This window comes from Devosia sp. Z11_6, assembly GCF_058133665.1.
In genome coordinates this window covers 636,533-660,123 of record NZ_JBYUNQ010000001.1, presented here as the reverse complement: position 1 = coordinate 660,123, position 23,591 = coordinate 636,533, and the positions used below count along the sequence as shown (strand labels likewise).

Below are 23,591 nucleotides of genomic sequence, written 5' to 3'. Positions count from 1 at the left end.
CCCGGACAGCCGTGGTTGTGCCGACTACCGGCCGGTTCCTGGCCCGTTTGCCCCCAAAAGATCGGGAGCGGCGGGCCGGCAAACCCCTCCCTCCAGGGAAGCCGCTCGAGGCGCTACGGTCCAAAAATCCACGCGTGCAGTGCGGTTTTGGCCTCACTCTTTTGACCACCCCGATGAGGCGAAAGCCGCACCGTGCCGTGCCTGCCCCGCTCCCAAAATCCCGCGCGGCGTCCGGCCGGGCGGCGTCCCCGCTTGCCTGCAACCCAAGCCCCCTCCGCCCCGTTCGGTTGGCAACGCAACAAGGGAGCCAAATATGGCCAACGACCAGCAGCACACCGACAAAACCCCGGACGAAGTTGAAGATCGCATCTGGGAGCTGATGAAAAAGATCGATTTTTGCATGTTCACCACCTGGAACGGCACCGAACAGCGCTCGCGGCCCCTGTCGGCGCGCGTGTTCCGCGACGAGCATGCCGTGTATTTCCTCGTGGATGCCAATGGGCACAAGAATATCGAGATCGAGCAATATCCGCAGGTGTCCTGCGCCTTTGCCGATAACTCCGGCCACAAATATGTGGCGATGAATGGCCTTGCCTCGCTCAGCAATGACCGCGCCAAGATCAAGGACCTCTGGAGCGACATGGACAAGGCCTGGTGGGACGACGAAAACGATCCCGATATCCGCCTGCTGACCGTGCGCCCGGACGGCGCCGAGCTCTGGGACAGCCCCAACCAGCTGGTCGCCACCGCCAAAATGCTCACCGCCGCCGTCACCGGCGCCAAACCCAGCTTTGGCGACAACGCCAAGGTGGATCTTTAGTCCCGCGGCCGTTCGGGCTGGCTTACAACCAGCCCGACAATTCCCGCCGCACCATGGCCTCGATCATGTCCATGCCACCCGGCGAGTCATTAAGGCACGGGATATAGGCAAATTCCTCGCCCCCCGCCTCCATGAAGGTTTCGCGCCCCTGCATGCTGATTTCTTCCAGCGTTTCGATGCAGTCCGCCGAAAACGCCGGCGCGAGGATGGCGATTTTTTTAATCCCCTTGCCCGGCAGCGCCGCTAAGGTCACATCCGTATAGGGCTCGAGCCACTTGGTCGGCCCGAACCGGCTTTGAAAGGTGACCATCAGCTTTTCTTTGGGCCAACCCAGATATTCGCGCACCAGCCGCGTCGTCTTGTAGCACTGGCAGTGATAGGGGTCGCCGCGCTCCAGATACTCCACCGGCATGCCGTGGTAGGAGGTGATCACCAGGTCCGGCTCGAACGGCAAGGCGGCAACGCCGTCGCGGATCGAATTTCCCAATGTTTCTATGTACTTAGCGTCTTCGAAATAGGCCGGAGCCGTGCGCACGGCCGGCTGCCAGCGCATCTCGCCCAGCGCATCGAACGCCTTGTCATTGGCGGTCGCCGTGGTGGTCGCCGAATATTGCGGATAAAGCGGCACCAGCAAGATCTTGGTGCAGCCCTGCGCCTGCAGTTTTTCGAGCACGCTCTTGGTGGAAGGATTGCCATAGCGCATGGCATAATCCACCACCACGCCCTCGCCCGACATCCGGTCGGCCAGCGCCTCGGTCTGGTTGCGCGTGATCACCCGCAGCGGGCTTTCATTGGTGCGCTGGTCCCAGATCTGGGCATAGGCATGCCCGCTTTTCTGCGGCCGGAATGAAAGGATCACGAGGTTGAGGATCGGCCACCACAACCACTTCGGCGTCTCGATCACCCGGGGGTCGCTCAAGAATTCCTTGAGATAGCGCCGCACGCTCCAGTAATCGGTCGCGTCGGGCGTGCCGAGATTGAGCAGCAGGACGCCGATCTTTTGCTCTGGCACAGGCGGATGGTTGGGCGGCAGGTGATCGGACATGTCAGCCAGTTTGGAAGGATTCTAGGCTGGCGCACCATAGTTCTTCCTGCCGCGCGCGCAAGGCGGCGATGGGTCGCGCTAGAGGCTCGCCAGCAACAAAACCACCCCAAATCCCAGCACCGCAAAGGCGCCGAGCAGCTCGGCCCACCACACCACACTCACAGTAACGGGATTATCAGCACTGAGGCGTCTGGCGAGGCCTTTTGCGCCTACCGCGACGCTGGCCAATGCCGCAACCGTGATCGCCGTACCCAGCCCCATCAGGAACACAGCCACAATACCGGCCGCCAGCACGCCCTGCGACAGGGCAAACACCATCACCACCAGCGCCCCCGAACAGGGCCGCAACCCTACCGCCAGCACCACGGCAAGCTGTTCACGCCAGCCACCGCTCGTTGCCTGCGGCGCTACGATATGCGCGTGCCCGTGAGCAACATTGCTGTGCGCGTGTGCATGCCCGTGCTCGTGCGCATGATCATGATGATGATCCTGATCGTGATCGTGCCCCCAGCCCAGCAGCTTGCGCAACACCAACCACAAGCCCAACAGGGCAATCAGCCCATAGGAGCCGATGCCGATCCAGTTGGCGGCATTGCCCATGGCGAGGCTCGTCATCCCCAGCGCACCGGCAGCCACGAGCACCAATGCGACGGCGACAACGGATTGCAGCATTGCCGAAACCACGCTCAAGCGGATGCCGCGGCGCAGTTGGGTCTCGTTAGCCAGCATATAGGATGAGATCACCACCTTGCCATGCCCCGGACCGGCCGCATGAAACACTCCATAAAGGAAACTGAGACCACCTAGCAGCCAGAATGCCGTCCAGTCGCTGCGCACAGCAGCAAGCGAGGCCGTCATGGCCTGGTAGAAGTTCCTTTGCTGCTCCTGCAGCCAGCCGAAAAAGCCGGACCGCGGCAGCGACAAGCTCGGCTCTGCGGGTGGGCCTCCAAACGGTGTGGCGGGCCGGGCCTGCGCCATGGCCTCAGCCGCTTCGGCAGCATTGGCGGGCTCACCCCCCGCGTCACCTGCTGGGCAGGTGATCCGGATCAACCCTTGCGTGCCGCGCATCGCGGCCGCGAGATCCGGTGGCAGTTCGAGCACATCGGGCCCAAGGGCATAGAGGCGCTCCTCGACTGCCCGATCCATCGGCCGAGGCGGCTCCACCACGGCACTACAACCGGCTGGAGCGTTCTCCAGGTGCACACTGCCGGCATCGGGGACGCTGATCGCGACGTAATATTCTGGATCATAGATGCCCAGTTCAAATCCGTCGCGGACCTCCTCTGGGGTTTCCGCCAGGACGGAATAGCTGAGGGTCGTCTTTCCGTCCGCATAAACCATGCGCTGGTCGCCCGCTGCCTCCCAGGCCATGGGCGCATCCTGCGCACCGGCAAAGGTGTAAAAGCCGAATTCCGCGAGCCCAGCCAGGTTCTCGTCGGCAAGGTCCTGCAACTCCTCCGGACTGGTAATCCCATCACCATCGGTGTCGAGGCCCTGAACCACCCAGCTGGAGAAAGCGGCATCAAAGGTCCAGTCGTGGCGCAAACCCGACACGGCGCCATTGACATCAAAGACAATGGTGACTTGGGCGTCGATGAAAATATGGGGATGCGCGACCGCCGGTATTGCGCCGATCAGCACCACGCTGGCTGAGGCCAGAAGGCGTTTGACGGTGCGGCGAATGGTGAGCAGGTTCATAAGATCAGGCAATGGGGTGAACCGCAAACCAGTCCACCAAGTGGTCGATAAGGGCACGCACCTTACCCGCCAAATGCCGGCGATGCGGGTATACGGCTTGCAGTGTTTGCCCGGTGGGCAGAAATTCAGTCAGCACGGGCGTCAATTCCCCTTTGGCGACCACCGGGTCTGCGAGATAAGAAGGCAGCACAACGAAGCCGAGGCCCATAGTTGCGGCCTGCCGGGCCGCCAGGGGCGAATTGACCCGCAACGGCCCGGTCACTGGCACCGATATGGTTCGCCCCTCTTCGGTGAAGCGCCAGTTCGATTGCCCTTGCAGGTTTACGTCAACGATGCAGGGCAGCTTGCGCAGATCCTCAGGATGTTGTGGCGTGCCGTGGCTCTCGAGCAGCGCCGGAGCGGCGCCCACCACCACATGCATGTCAGCAATCTTGCGGGCGATCAGTGAACTATCGGCCATAGTTGAGATGCGCAGTGCAACGTCGATGCCTTCGTCAACAAGGTCGACATAGCGGTCCTCCAGCCGCAAATCGAGCGTCACCTTGGGGAACTTGAGGAGATAGGAAAATATCGCCGGCGCCAGCGTATCTTCGCCGAAGTTGCGCGGCGCCGACACGCGCAGCATCCCGCGTGGCTCAGAGGTCTGGTCGGTGATGGTTGCGTCGAGCTCGTCCAGCTGTTGCAGCAGCGCGCTGGCTTCCCGATAATAGGCTTCGCCGGCTTCCGTGAGGCTGAGCTTGCGGGTGGTCCGGTTCATCAGCCGGACGCCCAGATAATCCTCAAGATCAGTGACATATTTGGAGAGCAGTGCCTTGGAGCGTCCATGCTCTCGCGCTGCCGAAGAGAAGCCGCCGGCGTCGAACACCTGCACGAAGGCACGAATGCGGGCGAGATCTTGGGTCATGGGCTCCGAACGCACACAGCAGGCTCGGATGTCGGCATAAACTATCCGGTACAAGCGAACAACAAGCCGTCTTGGCCGTTGCACGATTAACGATAGGATGCTTGCTTGTTCGACGTATCCAAGGAGTTCGAACTATTTTCCCACTCATGGCCAAACCTACATCCAGTTCCACGCTGTACCGGCTCATCGAAGCGGGTCAGTTGGCGCATAAAGCCTTGCTGACTCCCTTGCTGGAACGCGGATTGGAGCCGGGGGATGACGCCGTGCTCTTTATTCTCGGACGGGCAGCGACGCTTGAAAGCGATCTTGCCAACGAACTAGGGTTGGACGAAGCCAGCCTGGCTCCTCGCCTGCGCCGGTTGATCGAGCGAGAGCTTGTCGGCCAGCAGGCGGTCGGGCCGGAGCTGGCAGTCGGGGTCGCCCTGACCGAGCGTGGGATCCGGATCCGCAACAATCTCTCCGACCACTGGGCCCAGCTCGAGGAAGCGCTGATCGGTGAGCTCAAGCCCAAGCAGCGCAAGAAGCTGGCCAACACACTTAAGCGCTTCGTTGAACTACTGACCCTCTAAGCTACCAAGATGACTGCGGTATTCAGCTTGGGTTCATCGGCAATGGTGTTCTCTGCCGCCATCGGCAGGTGATGCCGGACGATAAGAGGAGTGGAGCAAATGGCCTTAAACAAAAAGCTCTTGGCTAGCGGTTTCGCTGCTTTGGCGCTGCTGGGAACCACGGTAGCAGCTTCCGCAGCCCCCGCATTTGCCAGCGCCAATGTGAATGTGCGCTCGGGCCCTGGCACCGGCTATGCCGCAGTAGACAGCCTGCAGCGCGGTCAAGCCGTGGATATCGATTACTGCCGGGGTAGCTGGTGCTATGTAACCAAGCCCGGTCCAGATGGCTGGGTTTCCGCCAGCTACCTGGAACGCGGCCGCGATCGGGGCCCTCGCTGGGATGATCGTGGCTGGGACCGCCCGCGCGGGTGGAATCCTCCCCCGCCGCCGCGCTGGCACCCGCCCCGTCCGCCGCGTCACTATGACGACTATCGGCCCTATCGGGTGTACCCAGCCGAGCCGGACGCAAGCTTCTGCTTCAACGGCCCCAACGGTTACTTCTGCGCCGGCAGCTAGCCCGGCTGGAGCGCCGCCCCTAGGCGGCGCTCCTTTTACTCGACTCGCAAGCGCTCCACATCGATCCCATGCCGCTGCAGCGGCTCGCGCATGCGTCGCGACAGGAACTCGTTGAGACCATAGACGGCGAGCGCGCCGACGACGATGGCGATGGCAAAGCCGCGCAGTCCGTCCTGGCTCGCCGCAACGATGGCGCAAAACAGCGCTACCGCCGCCACACCCAGCAGCGTCCAACCCTTGCGCTCACGGCAATCCCCAGATTGCGCGCCCCGGAGTGCAGCAGATCGCGCAACTCGCTGTCGCTCATCGCTGCCAGCGCCGGATTGCTGCGTTCGCGCCGTATGATCTCGAGATAGCCTTCTACTCGCCGCAGCGTCAGCGCTTCGCGCTTGTCGGTGCCTTTGCCGCGCGCCAGGAGCTTGAAGCCGCCGCCGACCAGCAACAATATCAGCGCCAGCACAATCAACCAGATCATCATCTGTTCTCCTCAGCCCTTAGTCTTTGCCCGGCAAGATAGGCGCGACTGCCGTTCGCTTGCGCCAGCTTTCACGCGCCATCACCACCAAGCCCGCGGCAACAATGATGGCGGCGCCCAGCAGCGAGATGAAGTCAATCATGTGCCCGAACACAAGCACCGAAAGCACAATGGCCCAGGGCAGCGCAAAATAGTTGAACGGCTGCAAGACGCTGGCAGGAGCAAGGCTCAGCGCCTGGACCATCAGCCCATGCCCGATGCAGGTCGTTGCAATGATGACGAGGATTAGCGCAACATCAGGCCAGGCCATGGGCTGCCAGAAAAACACGCCGACCACGGTCGACAACACGAGCCCGACAAAGCTGGCATAGGCCATGCTGGTCGCCGGGGTATCGTGGCGGCTCACCTTGCGAGTGATGACGATGTAGAGCGAGTACAGCGACGCCGAAGCCATGGCATGGAACACGCCCCAATCGAGCGGCAGTCCGCCCGGGCGCACAATGATCATCGCTCCCGCAAAACCAACGCCAACCGCGACCAATCGGAACACTCCGACCTTTTCACCCAGGATCGGTATGGCAAACAGGGTTACGAGCAGCGGGTAAACCAGCGATATAGCCTGCAGTTCGGCGAGCGGCACCGTACGCAGGGCCAGGGCAAAGAACCAGATCTCCACGATCAGCAAGGTGCCGCGCAGCAGCTGCCACCCCGGGACCTTGGACGACAGCGCCTGCCTCAACGGCGCCTGACGCAGTACCAGCACGAGTGAGAACGCAGCAAAGCCCCAGAAGCGCAGCATCGTCGTCTGGAACGGCGAGTAGTTCTGCACCAGCACCTTGGAAATGGCATCCTGCACCCCGAACACCGAAATGGTGATCAGCGTCAGCATCATCGCCCGGCCGATCTGGTCAGGCTTGGACTGGGCTATTACAGCGGACATGAAGACGGCTCGCGCATGGATGAAAGCACCACCGGCCGGCGCCGGCCGGGCTGAGCCATAGCGCAAGCAGTGCCTGCACGCCACCTGCCAGCGCCGATTCAGCCCGCCACGACAGCTTGCAAAATCAGGACGGCTCACCATCTTGTTGGGAGGTTGAAGCAGGCAGCGGAAGCGGCCTATGGTCCCTTCCCGTCTCCCCTAGCCCCGCACCGATGACGAATCACCCCGTTCTGCCGCACTCCCATCCTGTCGCTCTGGTGACGGGCGCCAGCGATCGCATTGGCGCCGCCATAGCGCGCACGCTGGTGCAGGCGAACTACAAGGTAGTGGTACACTATCGCACCGGCGCGGAAAAAGCCGAGCAACTCTGCCGCGAGCTTAACCGCGTTGGCTCGGCCATTGCCGTGCAGGCGGACCTAACAGTCCGTGCCGAACGCGCGAAGCTGGTGATGGAGGCAAGCGCTGCCTTCGGGCCAGTGACCGTGCTCGTCAACAATGCATCCGTGTTCGAGCCGGATAGCGCTTGGGACGTCGATGAAGCGCTGTGGGACACCCACTTCGCTATTCATGCGGAAGCGCCCGTGTTCCTCGCCCGCGATTTCGCGGCGCAACTGCCCGAGGGAGTGGCGGGCAACATCGTCAACATCATCGATGAGCGCGTGCTGCACCCCTCGCCGGCTTATTTCAGTTACACCCTCTCCAAATCCGTGCTGTGGACCGCGACCCGCACCATGGCGCAAACTTTTGCACCGGCCATCCGTGTCAACGCCATCGGCCCCGGCCCCGTCATGCCCCATGCCAGCCAAAGCGCCCGGGACTTCGAGCAGGAGATCGAGGATTTGCCGCTCCAGGTGCATGCCGGCACACAGGGCATTGCCGACGGTGTGTTGACCCTGCTCAACAACCCGTCCATGACCGGCCAGATGCTGTTGCTCGATGGTGGCGAGCATCTCCAATTTCTGCCCCGAAACGCTGCTACGCCCCGAAGATGACCGACGATACCCCAACCGGCGCCCCGCAGGCTTGCGGCCCCGAAGTGATCCGAGCCTTTGTGCGCACGCTCCCGGCCGCGCCTGGCGTTTACCGCATGCTCGATTCGAGCGGCGAGGTGATCTATGTCGGCAAGGCGCGCAGCCTCAAGGCACGCGTCTCTAACTATACCCGACCTGAGGCCCTGCCCGTGCGCATCCAGCGCATGGTGGCGGCAACCTGCTCGATGGAGTTCGTGCGCACCGAGACTGAGAGCGAGGCCCTGCTGCTTGAGGCCAACCTCATCAAGCGGCTCAAGCCCCGGTTCAACGTGCTGCTGCGCGACGACAAGAGCTTCCCCTATATTCTCATTGCCACCGACCACGAAGCGCCCGAGCTGATGAAGCACCGCGGCACCCGGCGGCGCCAGGGGCACTATTTCGGCCCCTTCGCCTCCGTTACAGCGGTCAATCGCACCATCGCCAGCCTGCAAAAGGCCTTTCTGCTGCGCAACTGCTCGGACAGCTTCTATGCCGCCCGGACTCGCCCATGCCTCATGCACCAGATCAAGCGCTGCTCGGGGCCATGCACGCGTGAGATCTCCCTAGCCGACTATGGCGAGCTCGTGCACGAGGCCAAGGAATTCCTCAGCGGCCGATCCCAAAGCGTCCGCGACCATTTGCAAAAGGACATGAACGAGGCGGCCGAAGCGCTTGATTTCGAACGGGCTGCATTGCTGCGCGATCGCCTCTCGGCTTTGGCGCTGATCCAGTCGCAGGGCGATGCCACCGCCAAGAGCGTCGAGGAAGCCGACGTGTTTGCCATCCACCATGAAGGTGGCCAGTTCTGTGTTCAGGTGTTCTTTTTCCGCGCCTTCCAGAACTGGGGCAATCACGCATTCCGCCCCCGGGCCGACGCCAGCATGTCCGATGCCGAGGTGCTCGAAGCTTTTGTCAGCCAGTTCTACGAGTCGCGGACGCCGCCCAAGCTGGTGCTGCTGAGCCACGAGCTCAGCGAACCCCAGCTCATGGAAGAGGCCCTGTCCTCTCGCGCCGACTACCGGGTCCGCGTGCAGACGCCACAGCGCGGCGAAAAACGCGACCTCGTCAATCACGCCCTCAACAATGCCCGGGAGGCACTTGGTCGCCAACTGGCGGAGGGCGCCACCAACCGGACCCTCCTTGAAGGCGTCGGCGAGATCTTTGGTCTGCAGGAGGTGCCCCGCCGCATTGAGGTCTATGACAACTCCCACATCTCGGGCACCAATGCCGTAGGCGCCATGATCGTGGCGGGCGAAGAGGGCTTTTCCAAAAAGCACTACCGCACCTACAACATTCGCTCGACGGACATCACCCCTGGCGACGATTTCGGCATGATGCGCGAAGTTCTTACCCGCCGCTTCAGCCGGCTTGCCGCCGAAAGCCCCGACGACGCGGAGGACGAAGCGACCGGCATGCCCGATTGGCCCGATGTCGTATTCATTGACGGTGGTGCCGGCCAGCTTAATGCGGTGCGCGAGGTCATCGCCAAGCTGAACCTGCCCAAGGACGTGACCTTTATCGGCATTGCCAAGGGCGAGGAACGCGATGCCGGCCGCGAAAAGTTCTTCATGGAAGGGCGCGACGCCTTCATGCTCCCGCACCGCGACCCGGTGCTCTATTACGTGCAGCGCCTGCGCGACGAGGCGCACCGGTTCGCCATCGGCACCCACCGCGCCCGCCGCAAAAAGGATGTGGTCAGGAACCCGCTCGACGAGATCGATGGCATCGGGCCCACCCGCAAGCGGGCCCTGCTCAATCATTTCGGCTCAGCCAAGGCGGTCGGCCGGGCTTCCTTGCAGGACTTGGCAGCAGTGCCGGGAATCTCCGATCAGATGGCGCAGATGATCTACGACCATTTCAACCGCGTGGAGTGAAACCCTTGTGCGCAGCCTTAGCCATAAGACTGATCTCAAGGCCCTCGACTCCTCCCGACACCCGCGCTAAGCTTTCGGTCATGATCAGCGCCGCCACCTTTTCGTTTTGGTATTTTAGCTATCCGCTCCCGGCGGAGGCTACCGCGCGCTTGCACTGATCCCGACACGATCCAGTCAAACCCGAAGCCAGCCGCCCCCAACAGGCGGCTTTTTTGTTGGCCGCCTTCCCCTACCGAGGACCAACAATTGCTCAAATCAACTGACGACCTGCGCATCACTGCCATCGCCGAAATTGCGACCCCCATCGAGGTGATGCGCCAGCATCCCCGTACCGATGCCGCCACCCGCACCGTGCTGAGCGCCCGCCACCAATTCAGCAACATCCTCAAGGGCAGCGATGACCGCCTCGCCGTTGTCGTTGGCCCCTGCTCCATCCACGATCCTCTGGCCGCCATGGACTACGCGCGCAGGCTGGCGGCGCTGCGGGACCAGCTCGGCGATCGCCTGCAGCTGATCATGCGCGTCTACTTCGAAAAGCCCCGCACCACCGTGGGCTGGAAGGGTCTCATCAACGATCCCAATCTCGATGGCTCCTTCGACATCGATACTGGCCTGCGCACCGCCCGCAACCTGTTGCTCGAGATCAACAATCTGGGCCTACCGGCGGCCTGCGAATTCCTCGACATGACCACCCCGCAATACATCGCTGACCTTGTGTCCTGGGCGGCCATCGGCGCCCGCACCACCGAGTCGCAGATCCATCGCGAACTCGCCTCTGGCCTGTCCTGCCCCGTGGGGTTCAAGAATGGCACCGATGGCAACACCAAGATCGCCTTCGACGCGGTCAGTTCCGCCCGCGAACCCCACCACTTCCTCGCTGTCACTAAATCGGGTCGCTCCGCCGTCGCCACCACCACCGGCAATCCGGACTGCCACATCATCCTTCGTGGCGGCAAAGCGCCGAACTATGACGCCGCCAGCGTGGCGCTCGCCGCCGACCAGGCCGGCAAATCCGGCCTGCCGGCGATCATCATGATCGATGCCAGTCACGCCAACTCGTCCAAGAAGCCCGAAAAGCAGCCCGAAGTGCTGCGCGATGTCGGCCTGCAAGTCGCCAGCGGTGATCGCCGCATCATTGGCGTCATGCTCGAATCCAACCTGGTTGCCGGCCGTCAGGACCTCGTGCCCGGCCAAGACCTCGTTTATGGCCAGTCGATCACTGATGGCTGCATCGATTGGGACACCACGGTCTCCGCCCTAAACCATCTGGCCGATGCTGTCACCGCTCGCCGCCAGGCGACCAACCAGCAGGTCGCCTGAACCTGGCGGGCTGCGCCCGGCGTCACCGGGCCGCAGCTGCATCAACTGGCACGCGCCTCGACCCTTGACCGGTCGGGCGCCTTCCTGTCTTGTTCGCCCCATGGCCAAGTCCCAGATCACCTCCATCCCGAACCTCATCACCATCGCGCGCATCTTTGCGATCGTGCCGATCGCCTGGCTGGTGATGACCGGCGACCAAAACTTGCATGCCGTGGCACTGGTGCTATTCATCGTTGCGGCGGCCAGCGACTGGGTGGATGGCTATCTCGCCCGCAAGTGGCAGCAGGTCTCGCCCCTCGGGCGCATGCTCGATCCCATCGCCGACAAGATGCTGGTCGGCATCATGATCGCCGTGCTCGCCTGGGATGGCAGCTTTTCGGGGTGGGACATGATCCCGGTGATCGCCATCCTCTTTCGCGAGTTCTTCATCTCGGGGCTGCGCGAGTTTCTCGGTAATGTGAAGGTCCTCCTCCCCGTCAGCCAGCTCGCCAAGTGGAAAACCACCGTGCAACTGGTCGCCCTGACCCTGGTGCTGCTGGAGCGTCTCGTGCCTGGCCTTGGCCTGATCAGCGACCTCCTGCTCTGGCTCGCCGGCATCCTGACCCTCTGGACTGGCCTGCAATATTTCCGGGCCAGCTGGCCGCACCTGTCGGGCGAAGCGCCGTGAAAATCCTTTATTTCGCCTGGCTGCGCGAGCGCCTCAACCGCAGCGAAGACGACGTCACCTTGCCGCCTGAGGTTGAGACCGCCGCCGATCTGCTGGCCTGGCTGGCCCAGCAGGACGAGGCGCTGGCACTCGCTCTTGAAAAACCCGAGCAGTTCAAGGTTTCACGCGACGCCCATATCATCGCCCATGATGCGTCCATCATCGGCGCCAGCACAGTGGCGATCCTGCCGCCCATGACCGGCGGCTGAAATGTCCGTTCGCATCACCGACCAGCCTTTTGATCCCGGCTTGCTCAGCAATGCCTTTTTGGCCGGTGACAATGGCGCTGGAGCCGCGGTGACCTTTACGGGCATTGTCCGCTCCACCCCCGAGCACCCCATCACAGCGCTCATTCTCGAATGCTATCCCGAGCTGGCGGAAAACGAGATCGGCGTTATCCTTCAGCGGGCCAAACAGCGCTTCGCCCTCAACGCCGCGTCCGTGCTGCACCGCTATGGCCGCCTCGTGCCGGGAGAGCCGATCATGCAGGTGATGACGCTGGCGCCGCATCGGCAGGCCGCCTTCGATGGCGCGCAATATCTGATGGATTATCTCAAGACCGATGCGCCCTTCTGGAAGCAGGAAGAAACGCCTGCGGGCACCCGCTGGGTCCAGGCCAAGCCTGCGGACGACGCCGCGCGCGAGCGCTGGCTGGCACACCGGTAACAAAAAGGCCGGGCATAATACCCGGCCTCCAATTCTCATTATTTATTCGGCTGCAGCCCGCTTGGGCTGCACTTCGGCGCCATAAGCGTCGATCAAGGTGCGGCAGCCCTGCCCCGGCGTAAACCGGAACTCGCCGATCTGCGACACGGGCGTCACTTCCGCGGCCGTGCCAGTGAGGAAGCACTCGTCGAACTGGCTCAGCTCCTCGGGCATGATGTGCCGCTCGGTCACGGTGTAGCCATTGCGCTTGGCCAGATCGATCAGGGTCTGGCGGGTGATGCCGTTGAGGAAGCAGTCGGGCGCTGGAGTGGTGATTTCCTGACCCTTGATGAAGAACACATTGGCGCCGGTCGCCTCGGCCACATAGCCGCGATAATCCAGCATCAGCGCATCGGCATAGCCATTAGCCATCGCCGCGTCCTTCGACAGCGTGCAGATCATGTAAAGACCTGCGGCCTTGGCCGAAGAAGGGATGGTCTCTGGCGATGGGCGCTTCCACTTGCTCCACTCGAGGCGAATGCCCTTAAGCTTTTCTTCCACCGAAAAATAGCTCGGCCACACCCAGGCAGCGATCGCTAGATGCACAGTGTTGTTACGCGCCGGCACGCTCAGCTCTTCCGAGCCGCGCCAGGCGACGGGACGGACATAGGCGTCGATCAGGCCATTGCGCTCGAGCACGAGGCGCTTGGCTGCCTCGATCTGGTCGGCAGAATAAGGAATGGTGAAGTCCAGCGTCTTGCCGGAGCGGATCAAGCGCTCTGTATGCTCGCGCGACTTGAAGATCTCGCCGCCATAAGCGCGCTCGCCCTCAAATACCGAGCTGGCGTAATGCAAGCCATGGGTCAGGACGTGGATCTTCGCGTCCTTCCACGGCACCATTTCACCATCAAACCAAATCCAGCCATCGCGCTGGTCCATGGGCAAGCCTGCCATGATCCTCTCCAAAATCGTTTATTGATCGGTGCTGCATCCTGGCAGACCCGCCTGGCCGGGGATCATGCCCGAGGCCCATACCCTTGGCAAACGGCAAAGGCTTTGGGATAAGAATGATCGGCGGTCGATAAGGAAGACAATGTCAGCGCAGCAGAGAAATGTCAACATAGCTGACATAAAATTGGGCGACCAAGGCCCCCCTGATCTGCCCCTCGACATCATGGGCCTGTTCTTCTTCGCCTACCGGGATTTCACCGGCGACGCCGACGCCTTGCTTGAACGCCAGGGCTTTGGCCGTGCCCACCACCGGGTGCTGTATTTCGTTAATCTCAAGCCCGGCATGCCGGTCGCCGACCTGCTCGATATCCTCAAGATTACCAAGCAAAGCCTTGCCCGCGTGCTGCGCCAGTTAATCGACAATGGCTATATCGAACAGGAAACCGGGCAGGCTGATCGCCGCCAGCGCCTGCTGTTTGCGACGGATAAGGGGCGCGCACTCTTCGCCAGTCTCTCAGCCAGCCAGGCCAGCCGCATCGAAGCGGCCATCAGCGGCCTGCCTGAAGAAGCCGGTCACATCGTACGCCAATTCCTCGCCGGTATGGTCGAACCCGGCGACCGGCCCGTCCTCGATGGCTTGAAGCTGACTGAAAAGCTGTAATCCGCTACCTGAACGAGCCAGATTAGGTTCGCCCGAGTTCTTCCGAGCGCTGCCGCGCCGCGGCCACGGCCCGAGCCACAAGCGGGGTCAAGCCATCGGCCGCCATCAGCACGGCAAGGGCCTCAGCAGTCACCCCTTTGGGTGAGGTCACATTCTCGCGCAAGACGCTGGCCGGCGCCGGATCCGCCTCCAGCAGCGCCGCAGCACCGATTACTGTCTGGCGCGCTAGCTGCATCGCGATGGCTGCGGGCAAGCCCTGCTGTTCACCAGCTAGGGCCAAGGCTTCAACCAGGTTGAACACATAAGCGGGACCGGACCCTGACACTGCCGTCAGGGCATCAATATCGCCCTCCCTCTCGAGCCAGACCACCTTGCCCGAAGCGCGCAGCAGCGCATCGACCGAAGCCTTGTCCGATGCACTGACCTCGGGGCCCGCAACGGCACCGGTGATGCCTTTGCCAACCTGCGCCGGGGTATTCGGCATGCAGCGAACCACGCGACCAGTCTGCAGAGCTGCCGTCAGCTGCGCCAGCTGGATACCGGCCACGATCGAAAGTACCACCGTATGCGAACCCACCACGGGCTGCAGGCTTTCCATCACGGGACCTACAACCTGCGGCTTGACGGCCAGCACCAGCACATTGGGTTGCAGCCCGACCGCCTCGGCGTTGATCGGCAATTCATAATCCTGCGCCAGCTCCTGCGCAGCTTGGCTGGGCGACGGGTCCACCAACACCAGATTATGGGCCGGCAGCCCAGCCTCGAGCCACCCCCGCGCCAGGGCCAGGCCCATCTTGCCTGCCCCGATCAACATCACCGGACCGATAGTCTGAAGGGCTGCACTCATGCTTCACCTACCGTTTCGAACATCACATGGCTCAGGGCATCGGCAGCGGTTTTGCCGGCCCAAACCACGAACTGGAAAGCCTGATAATACAGATCGCAGGCATCGGTTGCCGAACGCAGCAGCGCCTCGCACTGCTGGGGTGACACCTCGGCGCCCCCGGTCAGGAGGTGCGAATTGCGAAACAGCACCACCCCTTCCCGGTTCCAGCTGTCGAAATGCCCAATCCAGAGCTGCTCATTGATGAGCGCAATCAGCTGCTTGATTTCGTTGCGCCGCCCTTCGGGCACTTTGAGATCGAACGCGCTCGCGACATGGAGCGACTCGAGGTCTTCCATCCAGTTGAAGGAAACGTGATAGTCGCACCACCCGCCGCGCACCGAAATCGAAATCTCGTCGGCATCCTGCCGCTCGAAATTCCAGTCGTTGATCGCCGCGATCTGCTCGATGATATCAACGGGGTGGATGGTACGGTCAGCTTCGACCTGAAAAAGCGACATGGCAGCTTGGTCCTGCAACGATGATCGATGCCACGGCCAAAAGGCCGCAGGTTCGGGTACGCAAGGGAACTGGCCGCACGCGGGATTGCCTACGAATCGTTCTTAACGAGAACCCTACACGCCATCGGCGATTCCGGGGACGAGGCGGGGCCTCAGAACGGCAATCTCTTGTGGAAGATTGGTGAGCCCGCATTAAGACGGCGTTAACAACGCCTCTGGCCCGGGCGGAAACAAAAGAGGCGCTGCAAACTGCAGCGCCTCTTCAAGGTTGTTGTTGCGATGAGCCTCGTTAGATCACGATCGGGCCCGTATCGGTTTCCCGCAAGGCCGCGATTTCCTTGCGCAAGGCGTCGATCTCTTCGCCCTGCACCTGAACCAGCTCGCGCAGCGCGTCGAAATCTTCGCGCTTGACCAAGTCCATGTCCGTCACAAAACGCTGGGCTTGGCCGCGAACCACCGTTTCCACTTCCCGGCGCACGCCATCGGCAACGCCGGCAGCTTCGTTCATCACGCGACCCAGATCGTCGAAAATTCTTTTGCCTTGGCTCATCAGGACACCTGTTGGGTTCATTTGCCCCAAATGTAGGGGAGCGCTGCCGACTTGACCAGAGCGGGCGAAGCGGCAATGGTCCACGCGACCTCCATGGAGCGCTCATTGCCCTTCCCAGATATCGACCCCATCGCCTTTGCCATCGGCCCCTTGGCCATTCGCTGGTATGCCCTCGCATACCTGTTTGGCGTCGGCCTCGGCGCCGCCTATGGCTATCTTTTGCTGCGCAATACGCGGCTCTGGCCCAATGGACGCCCGCCCTTCAAGGCCGAGGAGATCTGGGACTTCGCCTTCTGGACCATGCTCGCCATCGTGGTGGGCGGACGTGTCGGTTACGTCCTGTTCTATAACCTGCCCTTCTATCTGCAAAATCCGCTGCAGGCCTTCAACACGCTTGATGGCGGCATGTCCTATCACGGGGGCATGCTGGGCCTGATGCTTGCCGGCATCCTCTTCACGCGCTCCAAGGGCGGCAACTGGCTGTCGGCGCTCGATCTCCTGGGCGCGGTTGCCACCATCGGCATTATGCTCGGGCGCATCGCCAACTTCATCAATGCCGAACTGTATGGCGCACCCACTACCCTGCCCTGGGGCGTCATCTTTCCCACTGATCCACTGCAAACCCCGCGCCATCCAAGCCAGCTTTATGAAGCGGCGCTCGAGGGCCTGCTCCTCTTCCTCGTGATCCGCTTCGTCACCCACATCGCCTATGGCCTGCGCCGCCCTGGCCTTACCGCTGGCATCTTTGCGATTGGCTACTCCCTGGCGCGAATTGCCGTGGAATTCGTGCGCCTGCCCGACGAGCAGATCGGCTATCTCTATGGCGGCTGGCTCACCATGGGCCAGGTGCTCAGCCTGCCGATGCTGATCGGCGGCATCATCCTTGTTGTATACGCTTCGCGAGGCCGCCATGTCCGCTGACAAGCCGAGCCTGTCCGAAGTCATCGCCATGCAGATTCGCGAAACCGGCCCCATGTCGGTCGCGACCTATATGGGCCTGTGCCTCACCCATCCGCGCGAAGGCTATTACAAGGGCGCCGATCCACTGGGCGCCGCCGGCGATTTCATTACCGCCCCCGAGATCAGCCAGATGTTCGGCGAGCTGATCGGGTTCTTCTTCGTCAATCTCTGGCAGCAACTTGGCCAGCCCAAGAGCTTCACCCTGCTTGAGCTCGGTCCCGGCCGCGGCACACTGATGGCCGATATGCTGCGCGTCGCCTGCCGCGCTGAAGGCTTCCGCGACGCGCTCCAGTTGCGCCTGTTTGAAACCAGTCCCGGCCTCATTGCCGAACAGCACCGCCGGCTTGAGCCCTATGAGCCGCAATGGATCAATGGCTTCGACAAGGTCGGGCCCGGGCCGCTCCTCGTCGTTGCCAACGAGTTCTTTGACGCCATGCCGATCCGGCAATTCGTGCGCACCGAACAGGGCTGGAACGAACGCCTGGTCGGACTTTCCGACGACAAGCTGGCCTTTGGCCTTTCGCCCACTCCCATTCCCGCCAGCACCATGCCAACGGCCATCGCCGATGCGCCGCCCAATGCCGTGTTCGAGGTCGGCTTTGCTGCCGGCGAGGTGATGTCGCGCCTGTCCCGCCTCGTTGCGGCGCAAGGCGGCGCCATCCTCGCCATCGACTATGGCTATGGGCGCACCCAGACCGGCGAAACCCTGCAAGGTGTGCGCCGCCATGCCTTTGCCGATGTGCTCGAAGCGCCCGGGGAAACCGATCTTTCCGCCCATGTGGATTTCGAAGCCCTGGGCAATGTCGCGCGCAATGCCGGCCTTGCGGTTCAACCTCTGGCAACGCAGGGCGAATTCCTCTCCCGCCTCGGCATCAACGAGCGCACCCGCGCGCTCAGCGCCGCCAATCCGGGCTCGGCCAAGAATCTGGAAGCGGCCCGTAACCGCCTCGTCGCCCCCGATCAGATGGGTGATCTCTTCAAGGTCTTTTGCGCCGCCAGCCCCGGCCTGCAGCCGCCAGGATTGAGCGCATGAACGTTCCCCACGAACAAAGCCCCGGCCTCATCGCCATTCCCAATGTCCGGCACGCCTTTTTCGGCCGCGAGGGTGGTCTATCGGAAGGGCCGTTCGCCAGTCTCAATCTCTCCGACACCAATGGCGACGATCCCGCTGTGGTGGCTGATAACCGCAAGCTGGTGACGGCAGCCTTGGGCTTTGACCCCCACCGCCTGGCGCTGCTCAAGCAGACCCATTCCGCTCGCGTTGTCACCATCACCGGTCCCCATACCGGCCCGCGGGTCGAGGCCGACGCAATGGTGAGCGCGCGCAACGGCATCGCGCTGGGTATCCTCACCGCCGATTGCACCCCAATTCTCCTGGCCGATCCTGTGACCGGCGTCGTTGGCGCTGCCCATGCTGGCTGGCGTGGCGCAGCCGATAACATCATCGGCGCTACCGTCGAGGCCATGGCGGAACAGGGCGCCGAACCTGCCCGCATCATCGCCGCCATCGGCCCCACCATCAGCGGGGCCAACTACGAGGTCGGCGAACAGTTCAAGGCCGATTTCCTTGCGCTTCACCCCGGCAGCGAGCACCGCTTCAACCAGCCACCCGAAGGCCAGGCGCATTTTGACCTTCCCGGCTTTGTCGCCGATCAGTTGGCCGCCGCCGGGGTCAGCACCGTCGATAAGGTCGGGGGCTGCACCTATGCCGATCCCGCCCGCTATTTCTCGCACCGCTACGCCACGCATGCCGGCACCACGACGGGCCGGCAGATCGCCATTATCGGTCTGGGATAAATCTTCTTATCTATCCTGTGTTAGGAGCGTTGCTAGTCAGGGCTTCAGCCGTTAATGCTCCGCCCGAAACTGATAGCCCCGCCTTCCCCGGGGTCGTTGAGACAGGATCACCCCATATGAAGCTGGTCACCGGCAACTCCAACCGTGCCCTCGCTGAAGCCGTCGCCTCCTATCTTGAACTCCCCTTGACCGATTGCACGGTCAAGCGGTTCGCCGACAAGGAAGTCTATGTCGAGGTGCATGAGAACGTGCGCGGGGAGGATGCCTTCATCCTCCAGTCGACCAGCTTCCCGGCCAATGACAACTTGATGGAATTGCTGATCCTGACCGATGCGCTGCGCCGCTCCTCGGCCCGCCGCATCACCGCGGTTCTCCCCTATTTCGGCTATGCCCGCCAGGACCGAAAATCGGCACCCCGCACACCCATCTCGGCCAAGCTCGTGGCCAACCTCATTGCGGGCGCGGGCGTCAATCGCGTCATCACGCTTGATCTGCACGCCGCCCAGATCCAGGGCTTTTTCGATATCCCGACCGATAACCTGTATTCAGCCCCCGTAATAACGCGGGATATCGACGAGAATTACGACACCAAGAACCTGATGATCGTGTCGCCCGACGTTGGCGGCGTGGCCCGGGCCCGCGCCATCGCCCAGCGCATCGGCGCCGATCTCGCCATTGTTGACAAGCGCCGCCCCCGGGCTGGCGTGTCGGAAGTAATGAACATCATCGGCGATGTCTCGGGCCATTCGTGCCTCTTGATCGACGACATCGTCGATAGCGGCGGCACCCTGGTCAACGCCGCCGAAGCCCTGATCAAGGCCGGGGCCAAGGAAGTCTCCGCCTATATTACCCATGGCGTGCTGTCCGAGGGCGCTTCCGAGCGCATCGCCGGCTCCAAGCTCAAGGAACTGGTGATCACCGACTCCATCGAGCAGACCGAAGCCCAGCGCAACGCCGGCAATATCCGCCGCGTTTCCATTGCCCCGCTCATTGGCGAGGCCATCGCCCGCACCGCGAGCGAACAAAGCGTTTCGAGCCTATTCGATTAATCCAGTCCGGCGCTGCGGGCGGCGTCCCCGCGCGTCGGGGGCGTCAATGCTCCACAAGAACAAGGCAGTCCAAGCCCTTGGGATGATTCGCAGTCCGACCGAGGGCCCGCCTTGGCCAGCGCTACCGCGATCCCGAAATCTTGCCGGAACCTGCGCCACAGTTGCCCGACGCCGAGCATTCCCTTGCTCCTCCCCCGGCTTTGGGCTATAGCCCGCCCATGAAGCGCTCGTCACCCCTGGAGGACGGGCGCGTATGCTGTTGTAAGGACGCATACACCAACACCATGAATGGAAATTCCATGGCTGAGACCAAGGTGCTCAAGGCACAGGCGCGTGAGGGAGTGGGCAAGGGGGCCGCTCGTGAACTGCGTCGTCAGGGACTCGTTCCCGCTGTTATCTACGGTGACAAACAACCCCCAGTCACCATCTCGCTCGCCTACAAGGACGCGATGAAGAACATCTATGCCGGCGGCTTTCTGAGCCACGTCATCGATCTGGACGTCGACGGCACCGTCCACCGCGTGATCCCGCGCGACTACCAGCTCGATCCGGTCAAGGACTTCGCCCTGCACGTGGATTTCCTCCGCGTCGGCGCCAATTCCAAGCTCCAGGTGGAAGTGCATGTCACCTTCATCAACGAAGAGCAGAGCCCCGGTCTCAAGCGCGGCGGCACCCTCAATGTGGTGCGTCACACTGTTGAAGTGCTGGCTCCCAACGATGCCATCCCCGAAGAGATCGTTGTCGATCTCACCGGTTCGGAAATCGGCGATTCGATCCACATTTCGGCTGTCCAGCTGCCAGCCGGCGTGACCCCGACCATCACCGATCGCGATTTCACCATTGCGACCATCGTTGCTCCTTCGGCGCTCAAGTCGTCTGAAGGCGGCGAGGCCGAGCCCGGCGAAGAAGCCACCGCCTGATCGGCCTGGTGTTCTGTTGCTGAATTTCGAGGCGGCCTCCGGGTCGCCTCGTTTTGTTTCGGGAGTTCCTCATGTACCTGCTGGTCGGCCTCGGCAATCCTGGCAACCAATATGCCGGCAACCGCCACAATATCGGCTTCATGGCCATCGACGCCATCGCGCGGCGCCACAATGCCGGTCCCTGGAAAAGCAAGCATGCCGGCCTGATTTCGGAAGCCACGATAAATGGCGAGCGCGTGTTGCTGCTCAAGCCGCAGACCTTCATGAACAAATCCGGCGACAGCGTGCAGCAGGTCGCCCGCTTCTACAAGATCGACCCCGCCGAGATCATCGTGCTCTATGACGAACTCGACCTCGCCCCCGGCAAGGTCCGGGTCAAGATCGGTGGCGGCAATGGTGGCCATAACGGGCTCCGCTCAATCGACCCGCAGATTGGCCTCAACTACAAGCGCGTTCGCCTCGGCATCGGCCATCCCGGCTCCAAGGACCTCGTCACCCACCATGTGCTCGGCGATTTCAGCAAGGCCGATGCTACCTGGCTCGAGCCCCTGCTCGATGCCATCGCGGCCAATATCGGCATGCTGCTTGCGGGCGACGACAGCGGTTTCATGAACAAGCTCGCCTTGGCCACGAAGAGCGAGGGAGCCGCCTTGGCTGCGCCCAAGCCAGCCGCCAAGGCCCAGTCCCATATCCGCCAGGCTCGCCCCGCCGAGCCACAAGCCAAGCTGCCCGCCACTGGCCCAATGGCCGACATGCTCAAGCGCCTGCTCGGCAACAAGGACTAGGCCGCGCTCAGCTTCAGGCCGTGATCCACCGGATCAGCGCCGCATTGACCGCTTCGGGCTGCTCGATCGTGGACGCATGTCCGCAATCGGGCACCACCACGAGCTCGGCCCCCGCGATCCCTTCGGCAATTTCGCGCGCCCGCTCGGGTGGCGTCAGTGGATCGCTATCCCCCACTAGCACAAGCGTCGGCACCGCGATGGCGCCAAGGCTTGGCCGTGAGTCAATCCGGGCAATGATTGCCTCCTGCTGGCGCACCATGCCCTCGAGGCCAACCGCGAGCGCCATGCGCAGGTTCACGGCCCGCAGCTCCGGATCGTCCTGCCGGTCCGGATGCAGTGTTGCGCCGGTGGCTTCAACCACCACTGCTTCGAACTCGCCGGCCTGGGCCCGCGCCAGCCGTTCCCGCCGCACCGCGGTCTGTTCCGGGGTATCCGGCCGGGCCGACGTGTCGAGCAGGGCGAGCTTGACCACCCTATCGGGCGCCTGCCGCATGATCTCGAGGCAGATATAGCCGCCCATCGAGATACCGGCCAAGGCAAAGCGCGGCGGCGCTGCGGCAAGGATTGCCGCCGCCATTTCCGCCATCGTGCTGCCCTCCAGCGTCGACGCGATCGTTACCGGTCCATAAGGCCACAAGGCAGTGGCCTGCGCGGCAAAGATCTCCGCCGAACACAGCAGTCCCGGCACGAGCACGATTGGGGTCATTTCACTTCCTTTGCGCCTTCAATCGAGGGCACGCTACATCCCCCTTCCCGGCCCGGGCAAGGCTGCTTCCCGCTCAGATGGGCACGCCTGCATTGACTTCCCCGCCATTCCGACCCAAGTGGGGGCCAACAAATTTCCGGAGTTTCCCATGGGTTTCAAGATGGGCATTGTCGGCCTGCCCAATGTCGGCAAGTCGACCCTTTTCAATGCGCTCACGCGCACCGCCGCGGCTGCCGCCGCCAATTTCCCGTTCTGCACCATCGAGCCCAATGTGGGCGACGTCCCGGTGCCCGATGAACGCCTGCAAAAGCTTGCCGCCATCGGCAAGTCCGTCAACGTCCTGCCCGCGCGCATGAGCTTTGTCGATATTGCCGGCCTCGTGAAGGGTGCCTCCAAGGGCGAAGGCTTGGGCAACCAGTTCCTGGCCAATATCCGCGAATGCGACGCCATCGCCTATGTGCTGCGCTGCTTTGAAGACGGCAACATCATCCACGTCGCCAACAAGGTCGATCCGCTCGCCGATGCCGAAGTGGTGGAAACCGAGCTGATGCTGGCCGATCTCGAAAGCCTCGAAAAGCGCCGTGCCGGCGTTGAGAAGAAGGCCAAGGGCAATGACAAGGAAGCCAAGACCACGCTCGATCTGATCGACCGCGCGCTGGTGCTGCTGCGCGAGGGCAAGTCGGCCCGCTTTGTCGAGCGCTCCCCCGAGGAAGAAAAGGCGTTCGGGGAACTGCAGCTCCTCACCTCCAAGCCCGTGCTCTATGTGTGCAATGTGGACGAAAGCTCGGCTGAAAGCGGCAACGCCATGAGCAAGGCCGTCGAGGATTACGCCCATGCCAATGGCGCGGGCGTCGTCATCATCTCGGCCGAGATCGAAAGCCAGCTGGCCCAGCTGCCCGATGAGGAACAGGCCGAATATTTGGAATCGCTCGGCCTGCACGAGCCCGGCCTCAACCGGCTGATCCGTGAAGCCTATGACCTGTTAGGCCTCCAAACCTATTTCACCGTCGGCCCCAAGGAAACGCGCGCCTGGACCATCCACAAGGGCGACAAGGCCCCGGCGGCGGCCGGCGTCATCCACTCCGATTTTGAGCGCGGCTTCATCCGCGCCCAGACCATTGGCTACGACGACTTCGTCACCCTCGGCGGCGAAGTTCCCGCCAAGGAAGCCGGCAAGGCACGCGACGAAGGCAAGGAATATGTGGTCAAGGACGGCGACGTGATGCTGTTCAAGTTCAACACCTGACCTCGTCTGAACGGCACCGGATCGGACGAGTACCACTCGCCCGTCCGCCTGCCCTCCCCGC

The 23,591-nt window shown here is 62.7% G+C and carries 28 protein-coding genes; 17 read left to right on the top strand and 11 right to left on the bottom strand.

From position 1 onward, the window contains the following. Positions 1-313 precede the first annotated feature (313 nt). Positions 314-820 (top strand): pyridoxamine 5'-phosphate oxidase family protein, encoded by a 507-nt coding sequence (locus AC3YMN_RS03115; protein ID WP_489888896.1) that lies wholly within the window; start codon positions 314-316, stop codon positions 818-820. 22 nt (positions 821-842) lie between these two features. On the opposite strand, the gene hemH is transcribed toward AC3YMN_RS03115, so the two are convergent. The 3 genes from hemH to AC3YMN_RS03100 all read right to left on the bottom strand — a co-directional run bounded on the left by hemH (position 843) and on the right by AC3YMN_RS03100 (position 4,467). Then, the gene (gene hemH / locus AC3YMN_RS03110; protein WP_172123784.1) at positions 843-1,865 is read right to left on the bottom strand and encodes a ferrochelatase; all 1,023 of its coding nucleotides are present in this window, start codon (positions 1,863-1,865) and stop codon (positions 843-845) included. A 78-nt stretch (positions 1,866-1,943) separates the two neighbouring features. Continuing rightward, positions 1,944-3,575: a HoxN/HupN/NixA family nickel/cobalt transporter gene (locus AC3YMN_RS03105; protein WP_489888895.1), complete on the bottom strand. Its 1,632-nt coding sequence runs from the start codon at positions 3,573-3,575 to the stop codon at positions 1,944-1,946. Next, entirely contained in the window at positions 3,568-4,467 is a 900-nt protein-coding gene (locus tag AC3YMN_RS03100) for a LysR family transcriptional regulator (protein WP_489888894.1), read from the bottom strand. The genes AC3YMN_RS03105 and AC3YMN_RS03100 overlap by 8 nt, the downstream gene beginning before the upstream one ends. Before the next feature lie 146 nt (positions 4,468-4,613). Between AC3YMN_RS03100 and AC3YMN_RS03095 the strand changes: the two genes are divergently transcribed. After that, a complete protein-coding gene (locus tag AC3YMN_RS03095; RefSeq protein ID WP_489888893.1) occupies positions 4,614-5,036 on the top strand; it encodes a MarR family winged helix-turn-helix transcriptional regulator in 423 nt (140 codons plus the stop codon). A gap of 99 nt (positions 5,037-5,135) precedes the next feature. After that, positions 5,136-5,591: an SH3 domain-containing protein gene (locus tag AC3YMN_RS03090; protein WP_489888892.1), complete on the top strand. Its 456-nt coding sequence runs from the start codon at positions 5,136-5,138 to the stop codon at positions 5,589-5,591. Positions 5,592-5,626: 35 nt separating this feature from the next. On the opposite strand, the gene AC3YMN_RS03085 is transcribed toward AC3YMN_RS03090, so the two are convergent. From AC3YMN_RS03085 to AC3YMN_RS03075, 3 genes are read right to left on the bottom strand one after another with little or no spacing between them, the layout of a single operon-like run. After that, positions 5,627-5,809 carry a hypothetical protein gene (locus AC3YMN_RS03085; RefSeq protein ID WP_489888891.1) on the bottom strand — a complete coding sequence of 61 codons (183 nt, stop codon included), beginning with the start codon at positions 5,807-5,809 and terminating at the stop codon, positions 5,627-5,629. Continuing rightward, the gene (locus AC3YMN_RS03080) at positions 5,797-6,066 is read right to left on the bottom strand and encodes a hypothetical protein (RefSeq protein WP_489888890.1); all 270 of its coding nucleotides are present in this window, start codon (positions 6,064-6,066) and stop codon (positions 5,797-5,799) included. The genes AC3YMN_RS03085 and AC3YMN_RS03080 overlap by 13 nt, the downstream gene beginning before the upstream one ends. Before the next feature lie 19 nt (positions 6,067-6,085). Beyond that, the gene (locus AC3YMN_RS03075) at positions 6,086-7,006 is read right to left on the bottom strand and encodes a DMT family transporter (RefSeq protein ID WP_164854850.1); all 921 of its coding nucleotides are present in this window, start codon (positions 7,004-7,006) and stop codon (positions 6,086-6,088) included. Positions 7,007-7,218: 212 nt separating this feature from the next. Between AC3YMN_RS03075 and AC3YMN_RS03070 the strand changes: the two genes are divergently transcribed. From AC3YMN_RS03070 to AC3YMN_RS03045, 6 genes are all read left to right on the top strand, one after another. Beyond that, positions 7,219-7,998 (top strand): SDR family oxidoreductase, encoded by a 780-nt coding sequence (locus AC3YMN_RS03070; RefSeq protein ID WP_489888889.1) that lies wholly within the window; start codon positions 7,219-7,221, stop codon positions 7,996-7,998. Continuing rightward, positions 7,995-9,890, top strand: a complete 1,896-nt coding sequence (uvrC, locus tag AC3YMN_RS03065) for an excinuclease ABC subunit UvrC (RefSeq protein ID WP_489888888.1) — start codon at positions 7,995-7,997, stop codon at positions 9,888-9,890. The genes AC3YMN_RS03070 and uvrC overlap by 4 nt, the downstream gene beginning before the upstream one ends. A gap of 246 nt (positions 9,891-10,136) precedes the next feature. Next, positions 10,137-11,210: a 3-deoxy-7-phosphoheptulonate synthase gene (locus tag AC3YMN_RS03060; RefSeq protein ID WP_489888887.1), complete on the top strand. Its 1,074-nt coding sequence runs from the start codon at positions 10,137-10,139 to the stop codon at positions 11,208-11,210. Positions 11,211-11,310: 100 nt separating this feature from the next. Then, positions 11,311-11,877 (top strand): CDP-diacylglycerol--glycerol-3-phosphate 3-phosphatidyltransferase, encoded by a 567-nt coding sequence (gene pgsA, locus AC3YMN_RS03055; protein WP_489888886.1) that lies wholly within the window; start codon positions 11,311-11,313, stop codon positions 11,875-11,877. Further along, on the top strand, positions 11,874-12,125 hold the full coding sequence (locus tag AC3YMN_RS03050; protein WP_489888885.1) for a MoaD/ThiS family protein: 252 nt from the start codon (positions 11,874-11,876) through the stop codon (positions 12,123-12,125). Before pgsA ends, AC3YMN_RS03050 begins: the two co-directional genes overlap by 4 nt. A gap of 1 nt (position 12,126) precedes the next feature. Continuing rightward, positions 12,127-12,582, top strand: coding sequence for a molybdenum cofactor biosynthesis protein MoaE (locus AC3YMN_RS03045; protein WP_489888884.1), 456 nt, complete (start codon positions 12,127-12,129; stop codon positions 12,580-12,582). Between the two features lie 42 nt (positions 12,583-12,624). On the opposite strand, the gene AC3YMN_RS03040 is transcribed toward AC3YMN_RS03045, so the two are convergent. Next, on the bottom strand, positions 12,625-13,515 hold the full coding sequence (locus AC3YMN_RS03040) for a branched-chain amino acid aminotransferase (protein WP_489888883.1): 891 nt from the start codon (positions 13,513-13,515) through the stop codon (positions 12,625-12,627). A gap of 220 nt (positions 13,516-13,735) precedes the next feature. Between AC3YMN_RS03040 and AC3YMN_RS03035 the strand changes: the two genes are divergently transcribed. Beyond that, positions 13,736-14,173, top strand: a complete 438-nt coding sequence (locus tag AC3YMN_RS03035; protein WP_489889190.1) for a MarR family winged helix-turn-helix transcriptional regulator — start codon at positions 13,736-13,738, stop codon at positions 14,171-14,173. Positions 14,174-14,195: 22 nt separating this feature from the next. Here the strand turns inward: AC3YMN_RS03035 and proC are convergent, their stop codons facing one another. From proC to AC3YMN_RS03020, 3 genes are all read right to left on the bottom strand, one after another. Next, positions 14,196-15,020, bottom strand: coding sequence for a pyrroline-5-carboxylate reductase (proC, locus tag AC3YMN_RS03030; protein ID WP_489888882.1), 825 nt, complete (start codon positions 15,018-15,020; stop codon positions 14,196-14,198). Continuing rightward, complete coding sequence (locus AC3YMN_RS03025; RefSeq protein WP_127753720.1) at positions 15,017-15,517, bottom strand: type III secretion system chaperone family protein; 501 nt, start codon at positions 15,515-15,517, stop codon at positions 15,017-15,019. The genes proC and AC3YMN_RS03025 overlap by 4 nt, the downstream gene beginning before the upstream one ends. Positions 15,518-15,806: 289 nt before the next feature. Continuing rightward, positions 15,807-16,067: an accessory factor UbiK family protein gene (locus AC3YMN_RS03020; protein WP_172123812.1), complete on the bottom strand. Its 261-nt coding sequence runs from the start codon at positions 16,065-16,067 to the stop codon at positions 15,807-15,809. Positions 16,068-16,118: 51 nt separating this feature from the next. Here AC3YMN_RS03020 and lgt point away from each other — a divergent pair, with 51 nt between their 5' ends. The 6 genes from lgt (at position 16,119) to pth (ending at position 21,578) form a co-directional block, all read left to right on the top strand. Beyond that, complete coding sequence (gene lgt / locus AC3YMN_RS03015; RefSeq protein ID WP_489888881.1) at positions 16,119-16,988, top strand: prolipoprotein diacylglyceryl transferase; 870 nt, start codon at positions 16,119-16,121, stop codon at positions 16,986-16,988. Beyond that, positions 16,978-18,060, top strand: a complete 1,083-nt coding sequence (locus tag AC3YMN_RS03010; protein ID WP_489888880.1) for a class I SAM-dependent methyltransferase — start codon at positions 16,978-16,980, stop codon at positions 18,058-18,060. Before lgt ends, AC3YMN_RS03010 begins: the two co-directional genes overlap by 11 nt. Beyond that, positions 18,057-18,824 (top strand): peptidoglycan editing factor PgeF, encoded by a 768-nt coding sequence (gene pgeF / locus AC3YMN_RS03005; protein WP_489888879.1) that lies wholly within the window; start codon positions 18,057-18,059, stop codon positions 18,822-18,824. The genes AC3YMN_RS03010 and pgeF overlap by 4 nt, the downstream gene beginning before the upstream one ends. Before the next feature lie 116 nt (positions 18,825-18,940). After that, on the top strand, positions 18,941-19,873 hold the full coding sequence (locus AC3YMN_RS03000; RefSeq protein WP_489888878.1) for a ribose-phosphate pyrophosphokinase: 933 nt from the start codon (positions 18,941-18,943) through the stop codon (positions 19,871-19,873). A gap of 299 nt (positions 19,874-20,172) precedes the next feature. Beyond that, positions 20,173-20,793: a 50S ribosomal protein L25/general stress protein Ctc gene (locus AC3YMN_RS02995; protein ID WP_489888877.1), complete on the top strand. Its 621-nt coding sequence runs from the start codon at positions 20,173-20,175 to the stop codon at positions 20,791-20,793. A 71-nt stretch (positions 20,794-20,864) separates the two neighbouring features. Continuing rightward, positions 20,865-21,578, top strand: coding sequence for an aminoacyl-tRNA hydrolase (pth, locus tag AC3YMN_RS02990; RefSeq protein WP_127753726.1), 714 nt, complete (start codon positions 20,865-20,867; stop codon positions 21,576-21,578). A 13-nt stretch (positions 21,579-21,591) separates the two neighbouring features. On the opposite strand, the gene AC3YMN_RS02985 is transcribed toward pth, so the two are convergent. Beyond that, positions 21,592-22,284 carry an alpha/beta fold hydrolase gene (locus tag AC3YMN_RS02985; RefSeq protein WP_489888876.1) on the bottom strand — a complete coding sequence of 231 codons (693 nt, stop codon included), beginning with the start codon at positions 22,282-22,284 and terminating at the stop codon, positions 21,592-21,594. Between the two features lie 148 nt (positions 22,285-22,432). Between AC3YMN_RS02985 and ychF the strand changes: the two genes are divergently transcribed. Beyond that, on the top strand, positions 22,433-23,530 hold the full coding sequence (ychF, locus tag AC3YMN_RS02980) for a redox-regulated ATPase YchF (protein WP_489888875.1): 1,098 nt from the start codon (positions 22,433-22,435) through the stop codon (positions 23,528-23,530). The last annotated feature ends 61 nt before the right edge of the window (positions 23,531-23,591 follow it).